The sequence below is a fragment of the Streptomyces sp. NEAU-sy36 genome (genome assembly GCF_013423905.1).
Classification (GTDB): Bacteria; Actinomycetota; Actinomycetes; order Streptomycetales; family Streptomycetaceae; genus Streptomyces; species Streptomyces misionensis.
This window is the reverse complement of the sequence record NZ_CP058977.1, coordinates 1912348-1933129: the sequence shown is the minus strand read 5'-3', so window position 1 is coordinate 1933129 and position 20782 is coordinate 1912348. Positions and strand designations below refer to the sequence as shown.

16 protein-coding genes and 1 riboswitch are annotated in these 20782 nt (G+C 74.5%); of the genes, 11 read left to right on the top strand and 5 right to left on the bottom strand.

The features are described 5' to 3' along the window. Window positions 1–82 precede the first annotated feature (82 nt). Window positions 83–304, bottom strand: coding sequence for a helix-turn-helix domain-containing protein (locus HZZ00_RS08770; protein WP_004002281.1), 222 nt, complete (start codon window positions 302–304; stop codon window positions 83–85). A gap of 335 nt (window positions 305–639) precedes the next feature. Next, entirely contained in the window at window positions 640–2238 is a 1599-nt protein-coding gene (locus tag HZZ00_RS08765) for an ABC-F family ATP-binding cassette domain-containing protein (RefSeq protein ID WP_180331673.1), read from the bottom strand. 177 nt (window positions 2239–2415) lie between these two features. Between HZZ00_RS08765 and HZZ00_RS08760 the strand changes: the two genes are divergently transcribed. Continuing rightward, a complete protein-coding gene (locus HZZ00_RS08760; RefSeq protein WP_180331672.1) occupies window positions 2416–2829 on the top strand; it encodes a VOC family protein in 414 nt (137 codons plus the stop codon). Between the two features lie 15 nt (window positions 2830–2844). Here the strand turns inward: HZZ00_RS08760 and HZZ00_RS08755 are convergent, their stop codons facing one another. The 3 genes from HZZ00_RS08755 to HZZ00_RS08745 all read right to left on the bottom strand — a co-directional run bounded on the left by HZZ00_RS08755 (window position 2845) and on the right by HZZ00_RS08745 (window position 6883). After that, window positions 2845–4254, bottom strand: a complete 1410-nt coding sequence (locus HZZ00_RS08755) for a hypothetical protein (protein WP_180331671.1) — start codon at window positions 4252–4254, stop codon at window positions 2845–2847. 180 nt (window positions 4255–4434) lie between these two features. Continuing rightward, window positions 4435–5562, bottom strand: coding sequence for an alpha/beta hydrolase (locus HZZ00_RS08750; protein ID WP_180331670.1), 1128 nt, complete (start codon window positions 5560–5562; stop codon window positions 4435–4437). Window positions 5563–6223: 661 nt separating this feature from the next. Continuing rightward, window positions 6224–6883, bottom strand: a complete 660-nt coding sequence (locus HZZ00_RS08745; protein ID WP_257585717.1) for a class II aldolase/adducin family protein — start codon at window positions 6881–6883, stop codon at window positions 6224–6226. A gap of 254 nt (window positions 6884–7137) precedes the next feature. Between HZZ00_RS08745 and HZZ00_RS08740 the strand changes: the two genes are divergently transcribed. The 10 genes from HZZ00_RS08740 (at window position 7138) to cobI (ending at window position 20779) form a co-directional block, all read left to right on the top strand. Beyond that, a complete protein-coding gene (locus HZZ00_RS08740; protein ID WP_180331669.1) occupies window positions 7138–7887 on the top strand; it encodes a lysozyme in 750 nt (249 codons plus the stop codon). Window positions 7888–8042: 155 nt separating this feature from the next. Then, a complete protein-coding gene (locus HZZ00_RS08735) occupies window positions 8043–9299 on the top strand; it encodes an inorganic phosphate transporter (RefSeq protein ID WP_180331668.1) in 1257 nt (418 codons plus the stop codon). A 34-nt stretch (window positions 9300–9333) separates the two neighbouring features. Then, window positions 9334–9561 carry a hypothetical protein gene (locus tag HZZ00_RS08730; RefSeq protein WP_180331667.1) on the top strand — a complete coding sequence of 76 codons (228 nt, stop codon included), beginning with the start codon at window positions 9334–9336 and terminating at the stop codon, window positions 9559–9561. A gap of 133 nt (window positions 9562–9694) precedes the next feature. Beyond that, window positions 9695–9837, top strand: a riboswitch (cobalamin riboswitch). 100 nt (window positions 9838–9937) lie between these two features. Next, window positions 9938–10900 carry a cobalamin biosynthesis protein gene (locus HZZ00_RS08725; RefSeq protein ID WP_180331666.1) on the top strand — a complete coding sequence of 321 codons (963 nt, stop codon included), beginning with the start codon at window positions 9938–9940 and terminating at the stop codon, window positions 10898–10900. Continuing rightward, complete coding sequence (locus tag HZZ00_RS08720; protein WP_180331665.1) at window positions 10897–12405, top strand: cobyric acid synthase; 1509 nt, start codon at window positions 10897–10899, stop codon at window positions 12403–12405. Before HZZ00_RS08725 ends, HZZ00_RS08720 begins: the two co-directional genes overlap by 4 nt. Then, window positions 12402–16058, top strand: a complete 3657-nt coding sequence (gene cobN / locus HZZ00_RS08715) for a cobaltochelatase subunit CobN (protein ID WP_180331664.1) — start codon at window positions 12402–12404, stop codon at window positions 16056–16058. Before HZZ00_RS08720 ends, cobN begins: the two co-directional genes overlap by 4 nt. Further along, on the top strand, window positions 16055–18064 hold the full coding sequence (locus HZZ00_RS08710; protein WP_180331663.1) for a putative cobaltochelatase: 2010 nt from the start codon (window positions 16055–16057) through the stop codon (window positions 18062–18064). Before cobN ends, HZZ00_RS08710 begins: the two co-directional genes overlap by 4 nt. After that, entirely contained in the window at window positions 18064–18663 is a 600-nt protein-coding gene (gene cobO, locus HZZ00_RS08705) for a cob(I)yrinic acid a,c-diamide adenosyltransferase (RefSeq protein WP_180331662.1), read from the top strand. The genes HZZ00_RS08710 and cobO overlap by 1 nt, the downstream gene beginning before the upstream one ends. Continuing rightward, window positions 18657–20033, top strand: a complete 1377-nt coding sequence (locus tag HZZ00_RS08700; RefSeq protein WP_180331661.1) for a cobyrinate a,c-diamide synthase — start codon at window positions 18657–18659, stop codon at window positions 20031–20033. Before cobO ends, HZZ00_RS08700 begins: the two co-directional genes overlap by 7 nt. Continuing rightward, on the top strand, window positions 20030–20779 hold the full coding sequence (gene cobI / locus HZZ00_RS08695; protein WP_180331660.1) for a precorrin-2 C(20)-methyltransferase: 750 nt from the start codon (window positions 20030–20032) through the stop codon (window positions 20777–20779). The genes HZZ00_RS08700 and cobI overlap by 4 nt, the downstream gene beginning before the upstream one ends. Window positions 20780–20782: the final 3 nt, after the last annotated feature.

Sequence of the window (20782 nt, the reverse complement as noted above, 5' to 3'; positions counted from 1 at the left end):
GCTAAGTGACTGCACAGTAACCACCCGGCCGGTCGGTTGGACGACCGGGTGGCCACCATCGAAGCCGGTGGGCCGCCCGGAGTCAGGACGATGCGGCCTTCTTGCCCCGGGTCGCTCCGCCACGCCCACGCAGCGTGACGCCCGACTCGCTGAGCATCCGGTGTACGAAGCCATACGAGCGGCCGGTCTCCTCGGCCAGCGCCCGGATGCTCGCACCGGAGTCGTACTTCTTCTTCAGGTCTGCCGCGAGCTTGTCGCGCGCGGCGCCGGTCACCCGGCTGCCCTTCTTCAGAGTCTCGGCCACCCGTGCCTCCTCATGGGAAGTGCGCTCTGGTCTCCTCATGATCACCCCTCCGGGGCGTGATGGCCACCCATTCGGCAAGGTCCGTGAGACATCGTTGTGACGACAGGAGCGGATCCCCACAAGCGGAAGGCCGGATTCCAAGCGGTGGTGGCGACACGGCCGAACGGGTGGATTCGCGAAGTACCAGGTCAGAGACGCGCCACGGCCGACCCCTTGCTGGACAAGGAATCGGCCGCGAAATCGGTGTACGACACACCCTGATATGAGGAGATCTCACACAGATGACGGATCACGGCTCGGCCGAATGATCCATACTCAGTGGATCAGACTTTCGATCACGCCAGGGCGACGAGATCCGCGTAGTCGGCGCCCCACAGGTCCTCGATGCCGTCGGGCAGCAGGATGATCCGCTCCGGCTGGAGCGCCTCCACGGCGCCCTCGTCGTGGGTGACCAGGACGACCGCGCCCTTGTAGGTGCGCAGCGCGCCGAGGATCTCCTCGCGGCTGGCCGGGTCGAGGTTGTTGGTCGGCTCGTCCAGCAGCAGCACGTTGGCGGAGGAGACCACCAGGGTCGCGAGCGCCAGACGGGTCTTCTCGCCGCCGGAGAGGACACCGGCGGGCTTGTCGACGTCGTCGCCGGAGAACAGGAACGAGCCGAGCACCTTGCGGACCTCGACCAGGTCCATGTCCGGGGCGGCCGAGCGCATGTTCTCCAGGACCGTGCGGTCCGGGTCCAGGGTCTCGTGCTCCTGGGCGTAGTAGCCGAGCTTGAGGCCGTGGCCGGGGACGACCTGGCCGGTGTCCGGCCGCTCCACGCCCGCGAGCAGCCGCAGCAGGGTGGTCTTGCCGGCGCCGTTGAGTCCGAGGATGACGACCCGGGAGCCCTTGTCGATGGCCAGGTCGACGTCGGTGAAGATCTCCAGCGAGCCGTACGACTTCGACAGGCCCTCGGCGGTCAGCGGGGTCCGGCCGCAGGGCGCGGGCTCCGGGAAGCGGAGCTTGGCGACCTTGTCGGACATCCGGACCTCTTCCAGTCCGGAGAGCAGCTTCTCGGCGCGGCGGGCCATGTTCTGCGCGGCGACCGTCTTGGTGGCCTTGGCGCGCATCTTGTCGGCCTGGGCGTTGAGCGCGGCGGCCTTCTTCTCGGCGTTGGCCCGCTCCCGCTTGCGGCGCTTCTCGTCGGCCTCGCGCTGCTGCTGGTAGAGCTTCCAGCCCATGTTGTAGATGTCGATCACGGAGCGGTTGGCGTCCAGGTAGAACACCTTGTTGACGACCGTCTCGACCAGGTCGACGTCGTGGGAGATCACGATGAAGCCGCCGCGGTAGGTCTTCAGGTAGTCCCGCAGCCACACGATCGAGTCGGCGTCGAGGTGGTTGGTCGGCTCGTCCAGCAGCAGGGTGTCCGCGTCGGAGAACAGGATCCGGGCCAGCTCGATACGGCGGCGCTGACCGCCGGAGAGGGTGTGCAGCGGCTGGCCGAGCACCCGGTCGGGCAGGTTCAGCGCGGCGGCGATGGTGGCGGCCTCGGCCTCGGCGGCGTACCCGCCCTTGGTGAGGAACTCGGTCTCCTGGCGCTCGTACTGCCTGAGCGCCTTCTCGCGGGTGGCGCCCGTGCCGTTGGCGATGCGCTGCTCGTTCTCGCGCATCTTGCGGATCAGTACGTCGAGGCCGCGGGCGGACAGGACGCGGTCGCGGGCGAGCACGTCCAGGTCGCCGGTGCGGGGGTCCTGCGGGAGGTAGCCGACCTCGCCGGAGCGGGTGATGGTGCCGGCGGCCGGGATGCCCTCGCCGGCCAGGCACTTGGTGAGAGTGGTCTTGCCGGCGCCGTTGCGGCCGACGAGGCCGATGCGGTCGCCCTTGGCGACGCGGAAGGTGGCGTTCTCGACGAGGACACGGGCGCCGGCGCGCAGCTCGATTCCGGAGGCGGAGATCACGGACAGACTCCTGGGCGTACAGGGATTGGCGGGTGGGCGGCTGAGGGCGTTCCCGCCGTCTAATGCGCGAGGAGAATGGCCATGGGAAGAAGTCTAACGGGGCGGTGCAAGCCGTTTTCCCGCGTCCGCATCCCCGCCGGGCGGGCCGGGGAGAACTCTGCGGGAGGAGTGATCTGTATGGCGGGTATGGGCGGCGGACGGCCTGGCATCTGTCCCACGCTGCTGTACGCGGACGCGAAGGCGGCGATCCGGCAGCTCACGGAGGGGCTGGGGTTCACCGAGCTGACGGTGTACGAGGCCGCGGACGGCAAGGTGCTGCACGCCGAGCTGGTGCAGGGCAACGGCGCGGTGATGATCGGCTCCAAGGGCCGCGGCGGACCGTTCGACGCGGCGCTGCGGCACGCGGGGCCCGCGGGGGTGTACGTCGTGGTGGACGACGTGGACGCCCACCACCGGCGGGCCGTGGCGCACGGCGTGGAGATCCTGCTGCCCCCGACGGACCAGGACTACGGCTCCCGGGACTACCTCGCCCGGGACGTCGAGGGCAACATCTGGAGCTTCGGGACGTACGCGCCGGAGATCGGCGTCTGAGCCGCCCCGCCGGGCTCAGCCGCCGGTGTGCACCTGGAACGCGGCCCGGCGCACGGCCTTGGCGAGGGCCGGGTCGGGGTGGGCGGCGGCGAGGGCGACCAGGACCTGCACGGTGCGCGGGTGGCCGACGGCGCGGACCTCGTCGAGCAGCTGGGGCACGGTGGGCTGCACCGCGGACTCCAGGTGCCGGACCAGCATCGGCGCCTCGCCGTGGTCGGCGACGGCCGCGGCGGTGTCCACCCACAGCCAGGTGGCCTCCTCGCGGGTGAGGACCTCGTGGGCGTCCTCCGGGTCGAGGCCGTCGTGCTCGGCGAGCCAGAGCAGCGCGTACGGCCGCAGCGCAGGCTCGTCCACCACGGCCCGCACCTCGGGCTCGGCGGGCGCACCGACCACGCGCAGCGCCTCGAAGGCGAGCCCGCGCAGCAGGGCGTCCTCGCCGCGCGCCGCGTCGATCAGCTCGGTGACGGCGCTGCCGACGGTGCGGGCGGCCAGCCAGGCGCGGTACTCGGCGCGGGCCGCGTTGGGGCGCAGCTGGGCGCAGCCGCGCAGCATGTCCTCGGCGGACTGCTCGATGTTGCCGGCCGGGCTCTGCGCGGCCACGCAGATCTGCTCCAGCTTGACCCACACCGCCCAGCTGCCCAGCGGGGTGAGGGTGGCCTGGCCCGCGCCGTAGGTGAGGGCGCCGACGGAGGCGAGCGCGCCCAGCGCCCAGTCGAGGAGCGGGGCGAGGGAGGCGGGCGGGACGTCCGTGGCCTCGGCCGGCGCGGCGGGCGGCTCGCTGCCGGGCTCGTACGTGACCTCGCAGCGTTCGGTGCGCAGTTCGGTGACCCGCTGCTGGAGCAGGTCGAGGAGCTGTTCGACCGGGACCGGCCCGGCGGACAGCTGGAGGAAGGAGAGCACCTGGGGCATGGCCGAGACGACCTCGGCGACGGCGGCCGGCTCGTGCCCCGCGGGTTCGGGCAGGGCGAGCGACCAGGCGTCGAAGAGGGCGACCCAGCCGCGCAGCACGGCGCTGTCGTCGCGGTCCCAGGCGCGCAGCCGCCAGCCGGGGCGGGCGCTGCCGCCGTGCACCTCGACCAGCCCGGCGAGGCGGGCGGTGTCCCAGTCGGCGCGGACCTGGTCGGCGGTGAGGCCGAGGTCGGCGGCGGCGCGTTCGGCGGTCGCGGTGGAGAGGGTGGCCTTGCCGTCGGCGGTGGCACCGCCCTGGCCGGGGCCCAGGGCGTTGTCCGCCCAGCGGGCGACGCGGACCGCGCCCGCGAGCCCGCTGCGGGCCATTTTGGCCAGCTCGGCCCGGGCGGGGGTGCCCTCGGGCGGCCGGGGTGCGGGGCGGCGCGGGTGCCGCTGGTTCACAGCTCTGGGGGCGGCGGCCAGGGGTCGAGGTCGGACGAGTCGGAGCCTGGAGTCGCGCGGGATACGGGACGTCACAGGGGCAGTCTTCCGGTTGACGGTCCGAAAACCCAAACGGAATGTCACGGCGGGCGACGGGGCTGGCCAAGGCACCGGGTTCCGCGGGGGCCGGGCGGGCGCGTTTCGGCCATTCCCAGGGCCCTAACCGGAACGGCCGGACCGCAGGGGCGCGCGCCTGGCACGCCCCTGCGTGCGCCGTCACATCAGCGGGGTGAGGAAGCGCCGCAGACGCTCCTCGTACTCCTCCGGGTCGGGGTTCCACATCGCCGCGTGCGGGGCGCCCGGGACGGTGTGCAGGGCGACGCGGTCGGGGCGGCGCTCGGCGAGCATCCGGGAGAACTCCCAGGGGGCCACGCGGTCGCCGGGGCCGTGGATGATCAGGGTGGGTACGTCGAGCCGCTCGGGGTCGGTGATCTCGGCGACCCGGTCGGCGTGCAGCCCGGCGCGGCCCTGTGCGGCGCGCACCGCGAGCGGCAGCAGCGGGGGCGGGGTGTGCCGGGCGCGGGCGAGGGCGCGCAGCGTGGCCTCCCAGCTGAGCACCGGGGAGTCGAGGACGAGGCCGGCGATGTGGTCGCGCATCGTCGAGTGCTCGGCGGCGCGCAGGGCCATGGTGGCGCCGGTGGACCAGCCGAGCAGGACGACGCGGCGGGCGCCGTGGCGGACGGCGTGGCGGATCGCCGCGTCCACGTCCCGCCACTCGGTCTCGCCGAAGTGGTTCAGGCCGTCGGCGGGGCGGGGGGCGCCGGGGTCGCCGCGGTAGGCGAGGGCGAGGACCGGCAGGTGGCGGCCGTTCAGGAACCCCATGAGGTTCATGGCGTGTTCGCGGGTGGTGCCCAGGCCGTGCACCGCGATCACCCAGACGTCCCGGTTGCCGGGCAGGAACCAGGCGGGCAGGGTGCCGAGTTCGCCGGGCACGTCGACGTCGGCGTGGTCGAGGCCGAGGGCGGTGCGCGGGTTGCCGACGTGGAGGTTCGGGGTGAGCCACACGGAGTCGCCGGGGGCGAGGGTGCCGTGGGTGACGCGGTCGAGGCGGCGTACGACGGTGTCGGCGGTGTGCCCGGTGCCCGCGAGGACGGGGCCGACGACCGCGTGGGAGCCGTCGCCCGCCAGGCCGTAGGAGCCGGGGCGCAGGGAGGCCAGGTCCCGGGTGAGGGTGATCTGGCCGGCGGCGGTGCCGTGCACGGTGAGCCGGGGTTCGGTGGGCAGCGGGCGGCTGCCGGTGGTCTTCAGCGCGGCGTCGCTGGCGAGCCGCCCGGCGGCCACGGACGCCATGCCGGCGGCGAGTACGGCGGTGACTGCGGCGGCGGCCGCTTTGACGGTGCGCACCCCCTCAGTGTCCCGGCGGCCCCGGAGCCCGGCCAGCGGAGCCGGGGAGGAGGGTGACGGGCGCGCGGCCGCGGGCGGTCCGGGCGGCACCGGAACGGCGCGGGGCGCCCGGGCGGCGGGGAACGGGTCCGTCCGGCGCCGGGAGCCTGCCTGGCGGAGTGCGGCGGGCGGGCCCACGAGGCGCCGGCCGCGCGGCACGGCGAACCAGGCCGCGAGCCCCCGCGGGGAGACCGGGGCGAGCGGGCCCGGGAGACACTGGCGCAGGACGCGGAAGAGCCGGTCCGGGAGCCGGCGGGGGGCCTTCGCGGACGGGGCGGCGCCGGGGCGGCCCGGTGCGGCGGGGCCGTGCGCGCGGCCCCGGCGGCCGGGCGCGGGCCGGTCCCCTGTGCCCGCGCGCGGGACGGGGACCCGCCGGGGGGCGGCGCCCTGACGCGGGGGCGAGGAGGGCCGGCTCGCCGGGGCCCGGTGCCACAGCGAGGCGAGCCGGGCCGCGAGACGGCGGCGGGCATGCGCCGACGCGCTCGTGTCGCGGCGGCGGGGCGAGAAGGCCCGGGTCACCCGGTCCCGGGCCGCGCCGGTGGCCGGGGACGGGCTGCGGGGTCCACCGGGCGTGCCCGGTGTGGGGCGGTCGGGGGCAGCAGGGACGGGGAACAAGGGGCGGTCACCTCCGTTGGCCGTATCCCTTCAGGCGTTCCCCGACCTCGGCGAGTTGTGCCTCCGTCAGCAAAGAGGGGGTCAGACCCGGCACGGAAGAGGCCGTCAGCCACAGGCGGCACATCCACTCCAGCTGGGCGGTGCGGTCGTAGGCCTGGTCCAGGGTGGCGCCGTAGGTGACGGTGCCGTGGTTGCGCAGCAGGCAGCCGGAGCGGCCGGCCAGGGCGCGGAGCATGTTCTCGGCCAGTTCGTCGGTGCCGTACGTGGCGTAGGGCGCGACCCGGACCGGTCCGCCGAGGGCCGCGGCCATGTAGTGGACCAGCGGCAGCTCGGTCACCAGCGTGGAGACGGCCGTCGCGTGCACGGCGTGGGTGTGCACGATCGCGCGGGCCTCGGTGCTGCGGTAGACGGCGAGGTGCATGGGCAGCTCGCTGGTCGGCACCAGCGTGCCGAGCACCTGACGGCCGGTGAGGTCCACACCGGTGATGTCGTCCGGGCCCAGCCGGTCGTAGGGCACGCCCGAGGGAGTGACCAGCACCACGTCCCCGACTCGCGCGGAGACGTTGCCCGAGGTACCGACGACCAGTCCGTCGGCCACGCTCCGCCGCGCCGTCGCGACCAACGCCGCCCACCGGCCCGCCGTTTCCTCGTTCACCTCTGCGCGCACCCCGCCCGCCCTTCCTCGCCCGTCCCGCGGTTCCACGGTCTCGCCGTGATCCTTCCAGCCACCCCCGCGGCGGGCGGCCGTTCGGCGTACTTCTGTCCGAGATCCCGCACCCCGAAAGGGTGCATATCACGGCAAAACACCAGCAATCTACGCCGATTCGATGATCAACCGCCCTTGAATGAGCCCTCCTTGCCCGCCCGGCGACCCGCTCGTCCGCCACGACCTGGTCGTCCGTCACCCCGGGGAGACCGCACATGGCCCGCACCCTCCTCCGTCGCCGCGCCGGTGCCCTCGCCGCGGCCGCGGCGGCACTCGTCCTCACCTGCGCCCCGACCGCCTCGGCCGGTCCCCCGGGCCGGGCCGCGAACCAGCCCCGGGGGCACGACGTGTCCTCCCACCAGAAGCGCGTGGACTGGCAGTCCGCGCAGGACGACGGCGCCCGCTTCGTCTACGTCAAGGCGACCGAGGCCACGGGCTACCGCAACCCCTACTTCGACCAGCAGTACGACGGGGCGCGCGAGGCCGGCCTGATCCGGGGCGCCTACCACTTCGCGCTGCCGGACCGCTCCTCCGGCGCCCGGCAGGCCGCGTACTTCGTGGCGCACGGCGGGGACTGGCGGGCCGACGGCTGGACGCTGCCGCCCGCGCTGGACATCGAGTACAACCCGTACAGCGCGAGGCACAAGTGCTACGGGCTGAGCAAGAAGAAGATGACGAAGTGGATCTGGTCCTTCAGCGACGAGATCCGGCGCGAGACCGGCCGCAGGCCTGTGATCTACACCACCTCGCAGTGGTGGAAGCTCTGCACCGGCGACAGCCGCGCCTTCGCCGCCACCCACCCCCTGTGGATCGCCCGCCACGGCACCTCCGGGCCGGGCCGGCTGCCGGGCGGCTGGCGGTACTGGACCTTCTGGCAGTACGACACCGCCGGCCGGCTGCCGGGTGACCAGGATCTCTTCAACGGCACCGCCGGCCGGCTGCGGACCTTCGCGCTGGGCTGGTAACCCAAGGGACGCCTGGGCGCGCCCGGGACGGGCGGCGAAAGCGGAGGTCCACACCCCCCGTTACGGACACCCTCGTGCCCGCCCCAGTTCATCTTCCGTTCACCCAGGTTGCCTACGTTCATCCAGCCAACGACCTCGAACGATTGCCTGGGTAAATGGAAAGCTTCTCGCTGATCCTCGCGATTGTGGTGGTGACCGCACTCGCGTTTGATTTCACGAACGGTTTCCACGACACCGCGAACGCGATGGCCACCACCATCTCCACAGGCGCCATGAAGCCGAAGCTCGCGGTGGCCATGTCCGCCTCCCTCAACCTGGTGGGCGCCTTCCTCTCCGTGGAGGTCGCCAACACGATCTCCAAGGGTCTCGTCGACGAGAGCGGCATCCGTCCCGAGGTCATCTTCGCCGCCCTGGTCGGCGCGATCCTCTGGAATCTGGTGACCTGGCTGGTGGGCCTGCCCTCCAGTTCCTCCCACGCCCTGATGGGCGGTCTGATCGGCGCCGCCGTCGCCTCCGCCGGATTCGGCGCCGTGCACGGCGGCGTCCTGGTGACCAAGGTGCTGCTGCCCGCGGTCGCGGCACCGGTCGTCGCGGGCATCGCCTCGATGGTCGCCACCCGCTCCTCCTACGGCATCGGCGGCAAGACCGAGGGCGAGGCCACCCGCAAGGGCTACCGCACCGGCCAGGTCGCCTCCGCCGCCCTGGTCTCCCTCGCGCACGGCACCAACGACGCGCAGAAGACGATGGGCATCATCACCCTCGCGCTGATCGCGGGCGGCGCCATCTCCCCCGGCTCCAACCCTCCCACCTGGGTGATCCTCTCCGCGGGCCTGGCCATCGCGGCCGGCACCTACATCGGCGGCTGGCGCATCATCCGCACCATGGGCACCGGCCTGACCGACCTGGAGCCCCGTCAGGGCTTCGCCGCCCAGACCAGCGCCGCGACGGCCATCCTGGCCTCCTCCCACCTCGGCTTCTCCCTCTCCACCACCCACGTCGTCTCCGGCGCCGTGATGGGCGCGGGCCTGGGCCGCAAGGGCGGCGTGGTCCGCTGGTCCACCGCCACCCGCATGGCCGTCGCCTGGGTGCTCACCCTGCCGGCCGCCGCCCTGGTCGGCGCGGGCGCCGAGGCCGTCACCGAGCTGGGCGACTGGGGCACCGCCGTGGTCGCCGTCTTCCTGGTCGCCGCGAGCGCCTGGATCTACAAGCTGTCCCGCCGCGAGGTCATCGACCACACCAACGTGGTCGCCGACCCGCCGGCGGAGCCCTCCGGCGTGGTCACCGCCGCCATCGCCGCGGTGACCCCGCCCCCGGCGGGCACCGTCGCCGACGGCCTGACCGCCACCATCCCGGCCCCGGCCGCCGAACCGGCGGCCACCGCCCCGGCCGTGCCGCCGGCCGCCACCGTCTGATCCCCGCGCCCCCGTTCACCAAGGAAGCATCCCCATGAAGATCGACTGGGCGGCCATCGGCTCCGTCTTCGGCGTCAGCCTCGTGTTCACGGTGGGCCTGGTGGCCCTGTTCACCCTCGGGGTCAACGGCCTGGCCCGGCGCGAGAAGGCCGCCGCCCAGGGCGAGTCCGCGGCGCTCGCCGTCACCGGTGCCTACGTCTGCTTCGCGGCGTGCGCGGCGGCGGTGGCGTACGGCATCGTCCTGATCGTCTCCAAGTCCTGACCGCGCGGCCCCACTCGGCCGCACACCCCGAAGGCCCCCGCGCGCCCGTCGCGCGCCGGGGCCTTCGGCGTGCCCGTACCGTGGCGTGATGTGGGCATCCGCACACTCCCGCAGGTCAACGGCAAGTTGACGGCCGTTCCGGGCACGTGGTGGACTGCCCAGGCCATGTAGGGCGGCAGAAGAGGAAGCCGGTGCGAATCCGGCGCGGTCCCGCCACTGTCACCGGGGTGAACACCCCGGGAGCCAGGAACTCTCGCCGCCCGTTTTCTTCGTACCAGGGCGCGGACACCCTGAGTGAGGACCTGTATCGCCATGCTCGGCAGCCGAAGGACCAGTACCAGGACCACTGTCGCGGTGCCCACGGCCGGCTGAGCCGATGGGTGCCGATCGCAGGTATGCGTACGGCGCCGCCGCCGGGCTTCTCGGCGACCTGCTCCTCGGCGATCCCCGCCGCGGGCATCCGGTCGCCGCGTTCGGGCGTGCGGCCGCCGCGGTGGAGAGCGCGTTGTGGCACGACCACCGCGGCTGGGGCGCTCTGCACACCACCGTGTGCGCCGGTGGCGCCGTCGCGCTCGGGGCGCTGACCGCACGCGTCGTACGCCCCTCCCCCGCCGCCTCCGTCGCGCTGACCGCCACGGCCGCCTGGTCCGTGGTCGGCGGCACCTCGCTCGCCCGGGAGGCCCGGACCATCGGCCGCGCCCTGGCCGCCGGGGACGTCGAGGCGGCCCGCGCCCGGCTGCCCCATCTGTGCGGCCGGGACCCGCAGGCGCTGGACGCCGACGGCATCGCGCGGGCCGTGGTCGAGTCGGTCGCCGAGAACACCTCCGACGCGGTCGTGGGCGCCCTGGTGTGGGGCGCGGTCGCCGGGGTGCCGGGACTGCTCGGCTTCCGCGCGGTCAACACCCTGGACGCGATGGTGGGTCACAAGTCCCCGCGCCACCGCCGCTTCGGCTGGGCCGCCGCCCGCCTCGACGACGTGGCCGGCTGGCCGGGGGCCCGGCTGACCGCCGTGCTCGCCGCCGCGGCCGGAGGCGACCCGCGCGGCGCCGTACGCGCCTGGCGCGCGGACGCCCGCCGGCACCCGAGCCCGAACGCCGGTCCGGTGGAGGCCTCCTTCGCGGGCGCCCTCGGCGTCCGGCTGGGCGGCACCCTCTCCTACGGCGGCCGCGTGGAGCACCGCCCCGTCCTCAACGGCGCCACCGGACGGGCCGTCCGGGCCGGCGACATCGACCGGGCGGTACGGCTCTCCCGCCGCGTCGGTCTGCTCGCGCTCGGCACCACGGTCGCCGCGCGCCTCCTGGTCACCGGAGTCAAGGGTCTGAAGGGACACGGGAAATGAGCGGTGGTCTGCTCGTCGCCGGCACCACGTCGGACGCCGGCAAGAGCGTCGTGACGGCCGGGATCTGCCGCTGGCTGGCACGCCAGGGCGTGAAGGTCGCGCCGTTCAAGGCGCAGAACATGTCCCTGAACTCCTTCGTCACCCGCGAGGGCGCCGAGATCGGCCGCGCCCAGGCCATGCAGGCCCAGGCCTGCCGGATCGAGCCGACCGCGCTGATGAACCCCGTGCTGCTCAAGCCGGGCGGTGAGCAGAGCAGCCAGGTGGTGCTGCTGGGCAGGCCGGTGGGCGAGATGAGCGCGCGCGGCTACCACGGCGGGCGGCAGCGGCGGCTGCTGGGCACGGTGCTGGACTGCCTGGCCGAGCTGCGGCGCACGTACGACGCGGTGATCTGCGAGGGGGCGGGCAGCCCGGCCGAGATCAACCTGCGGCGCACCGACATCGTCAACATGGGGATCGCGCGCGGTGCCCGGCTGCCCGTGCTGGTCGTCGGGGACATCGACCGCGGGGGCGTCTTCGCCTCCTTCTTCGGCACCCTCGCCCTGCTCGCGCCCGAGGACCAGGAGCTGGTCGCCGGGTTCCTGGTGAACAAGTTCCGGGGCGACGTCTCGCTGCTGGAGCCCGGGCTGGACATGCTCCGGGACCTCACCGGGCGGCGGACGTACGGCGTGCTGCCGTTCCGGCACGGACTGGGGATCGACGAGGAGGACGGACTGCGGGTGTCCCTCCGGGGCGCCGTGCGGGAGTCGGCCGTCGCTCCCCCCGTCGGCGAGGACGTGCTGCGCGTCGCCGTGTGCGCGATCCCGCTGATGTCCAACTTCACCGACGTGGACGCGCTGGCCGCCGAACCGGGCGTCGTGGTGCGGTTCGTGGACCGGCCGGAGGAACTGGCCGACGCGGACCTCGTGATCGTGCCCGGCACCCGGGGAACGGTCCGGGCGCTGGAGTGGCTGCGCGCCCGGGGGCTCGCGGACGCCCTGGTCCGGCGGGTCGCGTCGCAGCGGCCCGTGCTCGGCATCTGCGGCGGCTTCCAGATCCTCGGCGAGCACATCGAGGACGAGGTCGAGTCGCGCGCCGGCGCGGTCCCCGGGCTCGGCCTGCTGCCCGTACGGGTGCGCTTCGCCCGTGAGAAGACCCTGGCCCGCCCCGCCGGCCGCGCCCTCGGCGAGCCGGTGGAGGGGTACGAGATCCACCACGGGGTGGCGTCCGTCGAGGGCGGCGAACCCTTCCTGGACGGCTGCCGGTCGGGCCAGACCTGGGGCACCCACTGGCACGGCTCGCTGGAGTCGGACCGCTTCCGCCGGGCCTTCCTGCGCGAGGTGGCCGCCGCCGCGGGGCGCCGCTTCGTCCCGGCGCCGGACACCTCCTTCGCCGCGCTGCGCGAGGAGCAGCTGGACCGGCTCGGCGATCTGATCGAACAGCACGCGGACACGGACGCGCTGTGGCGGCTCATCGAGTCCGGCGCGCCGCAAGGACTGCCCTTCATTCCACCGGGAGCGCCCGCATGAGCACTGTGTTGTTGTTGTCGACCGCCGACACGGATCTGCTGGCGGCCCGGGCCTCCGGCGCGGACTACCGCATCGGCAACCCCACCCGGGTCGACGTCGCCGGGGAACTGCCGCGGCTGCTGGACGGCGCCGACCTCGCCGTCGTGCGGCTCCTCGGCGGCAAGCGCGCCTGGGAGGAGGGGCTGGCCGCGCTGAAGGCGTCCGGTGTCCCGGCGGTGCTGCTGGGCGGCGAGGCGGTCCCGGACGCGGAGCTGATGGCCGAGTCCACGGTGCCCGCGGGCGTGGTCGCGGAGGCGCTGCGCTACCTGGTCGAGGGCGGCCCCGCGAACCTGCGGGAGCTGGCCCGCTTCCTGTCCGACACCGTGCTGCTGACCGGCGAGGGCTTCGAGGAGCCGCACCGGATGCCGGAGTACGGCGTCCACGGCGCCCCCGAGATCCGCGCGGACCGCCCGACCGTGGGCGTGCTCTTCTACCGGGCCCACGAACTCAGCGGCAACACGGCCTTCGTGGACACCCTGTGCGCGGCCGTCGAGGCGCGGGGCGCCAACGCCCTCCCGGTGTACTGCGGTTCGCTGCGCGGCGCGGACGCCGGGCTGTACGAGCTGCTGGGGCGGGCCGACGCGCTGGTGGCCACCGTGCTCGCGGCCGGCGGCACGCACGCCTCCGGGGCGTCGGCCGGCGGGGACGAGGAGTCCTGGGACATCGGCGCGCTGGCGGACCTCGACGTCCCGGTGCTGCAGGGTCTGTGCCTCACCTCCTCGCGGGCCGCCTGGGAGGAGTCGGACGCGGCGCTGTCCCCCATGGACGCGGCGATGCAGGTCGCCATCCCGGAGTTCGACGGCCGGCTGATCACCGTGCCCTTCTCCTTCAAGGAGCAGGGCCCCGACGAGGTCCCGGTCTACGTCGCCGACCCCGAGCGGGCCGCGCGGGTGGCCGGGATCGCCGTACGGCACGCCCGGCTGCGGCACAAGCCGAACGCCGAGAAGAAGATCGCGCTCGTCTTCACCGCGTACCCGACCAAGCACTCCCGGGTCGGCAACGCGGTCGGCCTGGACACCCCGGCGTCGGCGGTGCGGGTGCTGGACGCGCTGCGGGACGCCGGGTACGGGGTCAGCGGATACCCGTCCGGCGGCGACGAGTTGATCCACCGGCTGATCGAGGCCGGCGGCCACGACGTGGAGTGGCTGACCGAGGAGCAGCTGGCCGCCGCGCCGGCGCGGGTGCCGCTGGCCGACTACCGGGCGTGGTTCGAGACGCTGGACCCGGGGCTGCGCGAGGCGATGACCGAGGCGTGGGGCGAGCCGCCGGGCAGCCTGTACGTGGACGGCGACGACATCGTGCTGGCGTCCCTGCGGTTCGGGAACGTCGTGGTCATGATCCAGCCGCCGCGCGGCTTCGGGGAGAACCCGATCGCGATCTACCACGACCCCGACATGCCGCCCTCGCACCACTACATGGCGGCCTACCGCTGGCTGGAGCACGGCTTCGGCGCCGACGCGGTCGTGCACATGGGCAAGCACGGCACCATGGAGTGGCTGCCGGGCAAGGGCCTCGGCCTCTCCCGCGGCTGCGCGCCGGACGCGGTCCTCGGCGAACTCCCGCTGATCTACCCGTTCATCGTCAACGACCCCGGCGAGGGCACCCAGGCCAAGCGGCGCGGGCACGCCACGGTGGTGGACCACCTGGTGCCGCCGATGGCCCGCGCCGACACCTACGGCGACCTGGCCAAGCTGGAGCAGCTGCTGGACGAGTACGCGCTCGTCTCCGACCTGGACCCGGCCAAGGCCCCGGCGGTGCGCGCCCAGATCTGGACCCTGGTCAAGGCGGCCGAGCTCCACCACGACCTGCATGTGGACGAGCAGCCGGACGACGCGGAGTTCGACGAGTTCGTCATGCACATCGACGGCTATCTGTGCGAGATCAAGGACGTGCAGATCCGCGACGGCCTGCACGTCCTGGGCGGCGGCCCGGTAGGCGAACCGCGGGTGAACCTCGTCCTCGCCGTGCTGCGCGCCTCCCAGGTGTGGGGCGGCCGGGCGAACGCCCTGCCGGGTCTGCGGGCCTGTCTCGCCGCCCACTTCGGGCTGGTGGAGAAGGAGTTGCTGGCCGAGCCGGGTGCCGCGGTGAAGGTGCCGGTGGAGCTGACCGACCTGGCGCAGGGCCCGGCGCGCACGGCGGCCGACGCGATCGACCTGCTGGAGCAGCTGTGCCGCCGGGTCGCGGAGGGCATGGAGGCGCGGGACTGGGCGCGCGCGGCCGTCGGGGACGTCGTACGGGAGGCCCTGGGCGGTGCCGTGCCGCCGGAGGCGGTGGCGGTGCTGGAGTTCGCCTGCGACGAGGTGGTGCCCCGGCTGGCGCGCACCTCGGACGAGATCGGGCACATCCTGCGCGCGCTGGACGGCGGTTACGTCCCGGCGGGCCCCTCGGGATCACCGACGCGCGGTCTGGTCAACGTGCTGCCGACGGGCCGCAACTTCTACTCGGTCGACCCGAAGGCGATCCCGTCCCGGCTGAGCTGGGAGGTCGGGCAGTCGCTCGCCGACTCGCTGGTGCGGCGGTATCTGGCCGACACCGGCGAGTACCCGAAGTCCGTCGGCCTGACGGTCTGGGGCACCTCCGCGATGCGCACCCAGGGCGACGACATCGCCGAGATCCTGGCCCTGCTGGGCTGCCGTCCGGTCTGGGACGACGCCTCGCGCCGGGTGACCGGCTTCGAGATCATCCCGCCGGCCGAGCTGGGGCGCCCGCGCATCGACGTCACGGTCCGCATCTCCGGCTTCTTCCGGGACGCGTTCCCGCACGTCGTGGGGCTGATCGACGACGCGGTGCGGGCGGTGGCCGAGCTGGAGGAGCCGGCGGAGAGCAACTATGTGCGGGCGCACGTGGCGCAGGACACCGCCGAACACGGTGACCGGCGCCGCGCGACCGCCCGGATCTTCGGTTCCAAGCCGGGTGCGTACGGCGCGGGCCTGCTGCCGCTGATCGACGCCCGCAACTGGCGCTCCGACGCCGACCTCGCCGAGGTGTACGCCGTCTGGGGCGGTTACGCGTACGGGCGCGGGCTCGACGGGCGGGCGGCGCGCGGCGACATGGAGACGGCGTTCAAGCGGATCGCGGTGGCGGCGAAGAACGTCGACACCCGTGAGCACGACCTGGTCGACGCCGACGACTACTTCCAGTACCACGGCGGCATGGTCGCCATGGTCCGGCATCTGACCGGCGCCAATCCCGAGGCGTACGTGGGCGATTCGGCCGTTCCGGACCAGGTGCGGACGCGGACGCTGGGCGAGGAGACGCACCGCGTGTTCCGGGCGCGGGTGGTCAACCCGCGCTGGATGGCGGCGATGCGGCGGCACGGCTACAAGGGCGCCTTCGAGATGGCGGCGACCGTGGACTACCTGTTCGGCTACGACGCCACGGCGGGCGTGGTGGACGACTGGATGTACGAGAAGCTCAGCGCCGAGTACGTCTTCGACCCGGAGAACCGGGACTTCATGAAGAAGTCCAACCCCTGGGCGCTGCGCGGCATCACCGAGCGGCTGCTGGAGGCGGCGGACCGGGGCCTGTGGGCCGAGCCGGACGCGGACACGCTGGAGCGGCTGCGAGCCACCTATCTGGAGCTGGAAGGCGACTTGGAGGGCGACGACCAGTGACCACCCCCTTTCCTTTCACGGCCGTGGTCGGCCAGGACGACCTGCGGCTGGCGCTGCTGCTGAACGCCGTCTCCCCGGCGGTCGGCGGTGTGCTGGTGCGCGGCGAGAAGGGCACCGCCAAGTCGACGGCGGTGCGGGCGCTCTCGGCGCTGCTGCCCGAGGTGGCCGTGGTGCCCGGGTGCCGGTTCTCCTGCGATCCGGCCGCCCCGGACCCGGCCTGCCCGGACGGGCCGCACGAGCCGGGGCCGGGTGCGCGGCGGGCCGCGCGGATGGTCGAGCTGCCGGTCGGCGCCTCGGAGGACCGGCTGGTCGGCGCGCTGGACATCGAGCGGGCGCTCGCGGAGGGCGTGAAGGCGTTCGAGCCGGGCCTGCTCGCCGACGCGCACCGGGGCATCCTGTACGTGGACGAGGTCAACCTGCTCCACGACCACCTGGTCGACCTGCTGCTGGACGCGGCGGCGATGGGCTCCTCGTACGTGGAGCGCGAGGGCGTGTCCGTGCGGCACGCGGCGCGTTTCCTGCTCGTCGGGACGATGAACCCGGAGGAGGGCGAGCTGCGGCCGCAGCTGCTCGACCGGTTCGGGCTGACCGTGGAGGTCGCGGCCTCGCGGGAGCCGGACCAGCGGGTGGAGGTCGTCAGGCGCCGGCTGGCGTACGACGACGATCCGGACGGCTTCGCCGCGCGGTGGGCCGCCGAGGAGGCCGCCGTGCGCCAACGGATCGCGGCGGCGCGGGAGTTGCTGCCGCGGGTGCGGCTGGGCGATGGCGCGCTGCGGCAGATCGCGGCGACCTGCGCGGCCTTCGAGGTGGACGGCATGCGCGCCGACATCGTGATGGCGCGCACGGCGACCGCGCTGGCCGCGTGGGCCGGGCGGACGGACGTGCTGGCGGAGGACGTGCGGCAGGCCGCGCTGCTGGCGCTGCCGCACCGCAGGCGCCGCAACCCCTTCGACGCGCCGGGCCTGGACGAGGACAAGCTGGACGAGACGCTGGAGCAGTCCGCCGGGCAGGACGGCGACGGGGACGGGGACGACGATCCCGGCCCCGGCGGTCCCGGTGGCGGTGGACGGCCCGAGCCCGAGGACGGGCCGCAGGGCGGCGGGGACACCGCCGCGCGGCCCGAGGCCGGCGAGGGCGGGGAGCCGCGGGCAGCGGGCCCGCGGGAGCAGTCGGCCGTGCGGGCCGCCGAGCCGTTCCGGACCAAGGCGCTGAGCGTGCCCGGGATCGGGGAGGGCGTTGCCGGGCGGCGCTCGCGGGCGCGGACCGAGCACGGGCGGACGACCGGGGCCCGGCGGCCGCGGGGCGCCCTGACCAAGCTGCACCTGGCGGCGACCGTGCGGGCCGCGGCCCCGCACCAGCGGGCGCGGGGGCGGTCCGGGCCGGGGCTGGTGGTCCGCCGGGACGATCTGCGGCAGGCGGTCAGGGAGGGGCGCGAGGGCAACCTCGTGCTGTTCGTCGTCGACGCCTCCGGGTCGATGGCGGCCCGGCAGCGGATGAGCGCCGTCAAGGGCGCCGTGCTGTCGCTGCTGCTCGACGCCTACCAGCGGCGGGACAAGGTCGGTCTGGTGACGTTCCGGGGGTCGGCCGCGGAGGTCGCGCTGCCGCCGACGTCCTCCGTGGACGCGGCCGCCGTACGGCTGGAGTCACTGCCGACCGGGGGCCGTACGCCGCTGGCCGCCGGGCTGCTCAAGGCACACGAGGTGCTGCGGGTGGAGCGGCTGCGGGATCCGGCGCGCCGGGCGCTGCTGGTCGTGGTGACCGACGGGCGGGCCACGGGTGGCCCCGACCCGGTGGCGCTCGCCGGTCGCGCGGCGCGGCTGTTCGCGGCCGAGGCGGTGGCGTCGGTGGTCGTGGACTGCGAGTCGGGTCCGGTGCGGCTCGGGCTCGCCGGGCGGCTCGCGGGCGAGCTGGGCGGTACGGCCGTCACGCTGGACGAGCTGCGGGCCGACTCGATCGCCGGTCTCGTCAGGGATGTGCAGGGGAACGGCAGCAGGAGGGCCGCGTAATGCCTCAGGGGCAGCCGAGTGTCGTACCCGACGACGGTCTGACGACCCGTCAGCGGCGCAACCGCCCGCTGGTCGTCGTGCACACCGGGGTCGGCAAGGGCAAGTCCACCGCCGCGTTCGGGCTCGCGCTGCGGGCCTGGAACCAGGGGTGGCCCATCGGGGTGTTCCAGTTCGTCAAGTCGGCGAAGTGGAAGGTCGGCGAGGAGAACGCGCTGCGCGTGCTGGGTGCCTCCGGCGAGGGCGGCACCGTCGCCTGGCACAAGATGGGCGAGGGCTGGTCCTGGGTCCAGCGGGACGCGCAGATGGACAACGAGGAGAAGGCCCGGGAGGGCTGGGAGCAGGTCAAGCGGGACCTGGCGGCGCAGACGTACCGGCTGTACGTGCTGGACGAGTTCGCGTACCCCATGCACTGGGGCTGGGTGGACACCGACGAGGTGATCGAGGTGCTGCGCACGCGGCCCGGCACCCAGCACGTGGTCGTCACCGGGCGGAACGCGCCGCCGGAGCTGGTGGACTTCGCCGACCTGGTGACGGACATGTCGAAGGTGAAGCACCCCATGGACGTGGGGCAGAAGGGCCAGAAGGGCATCGAGTGGTGAGTTCGCCGGTGCCCCGGCTGGTCGTCGCCGCGCCCTCCTCGGGCAGCGGCAAGACCACCGTGGCCACGGGGCTGATGGCCGCGTTCGCCGCGCGGGGGCTCGCCGTGTCCCCGCACAAGGTCGGGCCGGACTACATCGACCCCGGGTACCACGCGCTCGCGACCGGGCGGACGGGGCGGAACCTGGACGCGTACCTGTGCGGGCCGGAGCTGATCGCCCCCCTGTTCCTGCACGGGGCGCGGGGGTGCGACCTCGCCGTGGTCGAGGGCGTGATGGGGCTGTACGACGGCGCCGCCGGGGAGGGCGAACTGGCGTCCACGGCGCAGGTCGCCAAGCTGCTGCGGGCGCCGGTGGTGCTGGTGGTGGACGCCTCGGCGCAGTCACGGTCGGTGGCGGCGCTGGTGCACGGGTTCGCGTCGTGGGACCCGGGGGTGCGGATCGGCGGCGTGATCCTGAACAAGGTGGGGTCCGACCGCCACGAGGAGCTGCTGCGCGAGGCGCTGGACTCTGCGGGGGTGCCGGTGCTGGGCGTGCTGCGGCGGGCCCGTCCGGTCGAGACGCCGTCCCGGCACCTGGGCCTGGTGCCGGTCGCCGAGCGGCAGTCGGCGGCGACCGGCTCCGTGGCGGCGATGGCGGCACTGGTCTCCGAGGGGTGCGATCTGGCCGCGCTGGAGGCGCTGGCGCGTACCGCCGGGCCGGTGCCGGGGGACCCGTGGAGCCCCGTGCCGCCCGGCCCCGACGGCCCGGTCCGGCCGGCCGGCGGGCCGGGGCCGCGCATCGCGGTGGCCGGCGGCCCGGCCTTCACCTTCTCCTACGCCGAGCACACCGAACTGCTCACCGCCGCAGGCGCCGAGGTCGTCCCCTTCGATCCGCTGCGGGCGGAGCGGCTGCCGGACGGCACGGCCGGGCTGGTCGTCGGCGGTGGTTTCCCCGAGGTGTACGCCGCCGAGCTGTCCGCCAACGAACCGCTGCGCGCGGCCGTCGCCGAACTCGCCGCGTCCGGGGCGCCGATCGCCGCCGAGTGCGCCGGGCTGCTGTATCTGTGCCGGGAGTTGGACGGCCGTCCCATGTGCGGGGTGCTGGACGCCACCGCGCGGATGACGGAGCGGCTCACCCTCGGGTACCGGGACGCCGTGGCCGTCGGGGACAGCGCGCTGGCCGCGGCCGGGACGCGGATGCGGGGGCACGAGTTCCATCGCACCGCGGTCGAGCCGGGCGCCGGTCCCGCCCCCGCGTGGGGCGTCCGGGGCCGGGACCGGCGGGTGGAGGGTTTTGTTCAGCGGGGCGTGCACGCGAGTTACCTGCACACGCACTGGGCGTCCGAGCCCGGTGTGGCCCGTCGGTTCGTGGAGAGGTGCCGGACGTCATGAGCAGCAGGCTGATCGGTGTCGGGGTCGGTCCGGGCGACCCGGAGCTGGTGACGGTGAAGGGGGTCAACGCGCTGCGGGCGGCCGATGCCGTCGTCGTGCCGGTGATGGGCGCGGCCGACGGGCGGGACGGGGGTGAGCCGGGGCGCGCCGAGGCGACCGTGCTGCACTACGTGGCCGAGGAGAAGGTCGTCCGCGTGGTGTTCGCGCTGAACGAGCGGACCGACCGGACGCGCCGGGAGGCCGCCTGGGACGCGGCGGGCGAGCGGGTCGCCGCGCTGCTGGGGCGGCACGGGTCGGTCGCCTTCGCCACCATCGGCGATCCGAACGTGTACTCGACGTTCACGTATCTCGCGCAGACCGTCGCGGAGCTGGTGCCGGGGCTCGTCGTGGAGACCGTGCCCGGGATCACCGCGATGCAGGACCTGGCGGCGCGCTCCGGTGCCGTGCTGACCGAGGGCACCGAGCCGCTGACGCTGGTGCCGGTCACGGCGGGTTCCGCGGTGCTGGAGGAGGCGCTGGCCGGGCCGGGGACGGTCGTGGCGTACAAGTTCGGGCGGCAGGCCGCCGAGGTCGCCGGGGCGCTGACCCGCTCCGGGCGGCTCCAGGACGCGGTGTGGGGGTCGGCGCTGGGACTGCCCGAGGAGTCGGTGCGGCCGGCCGCCGAGCTGGACGGCGCGCCGTTGCCGTATCTGTCGACGCTGATCGCGCCGCCGCGGCGGGACGGCGGGCGGGGCGGCAAGCTGTGAGGC

Coding starts and splice junctions, on each gene's coding strand:
- HZZ00_RS08760 (WP_180331672.1), top strand. CDS start 2,416: ATGGCGGGTATGGGCGGCGGACGGCCTGGCATCTGTCCCACGCTGCTG.
- HZZ00_RS08740 (WP_180331669.1), top strand. CDS start 7,138: ATGGCCCGCACCCTCCTCCGTCGCCGCGCCGGTGCCCTCGCCGCGGCC.
- HZZ00_RS08735 (WP_180331668.1), top strand. CDS start 8,043: ATGGAAAGCTTCTCGCTGATCCTCGCGATTGTGGTGGTGACCGCACTC.
- HZZ00_RS08730 (WP_180331667.1), top strand. CDS start 9,334: ATGAAGATCGACTGGGCGGCCATCGGCTCCGTCTTCGGCGTCAGCCTC.
- HZZ00_RS08725 (WP_180331666.1), top strand. CDS start 9,938: ATGGGTGCCGATCGCAGGTATGCGTACGGCGCCGCCGCCGGGCTTCTC.
- HZZ00_RS08720 (WP_180331665.1), top strand. CDS start 10,897: ATGAGCGGTGGTCTGCTCGTCGCCGGCACCACGTCGGACGCCGGCAAG.
- cobN (WP_180331664.1), top strand. CDS start 12,402: ATGAGCACTGTGTTGTTGTTGTCGACCGCCGACACGGATCTGCTGGCG.
- cobO (WP_180331662.1), top strand. CDS start 18,064: ATGCCTCAGGGGCAGCCGAGTGTCGTACCCGACGACGGTCTGACGACC.
- cobI (WP_180331660.1), top strand. CDS start 20,030: ATGAGCAGCAGGCTGATCGGTGTCGGGGTCGGTCCGGGCGACCCGGAG.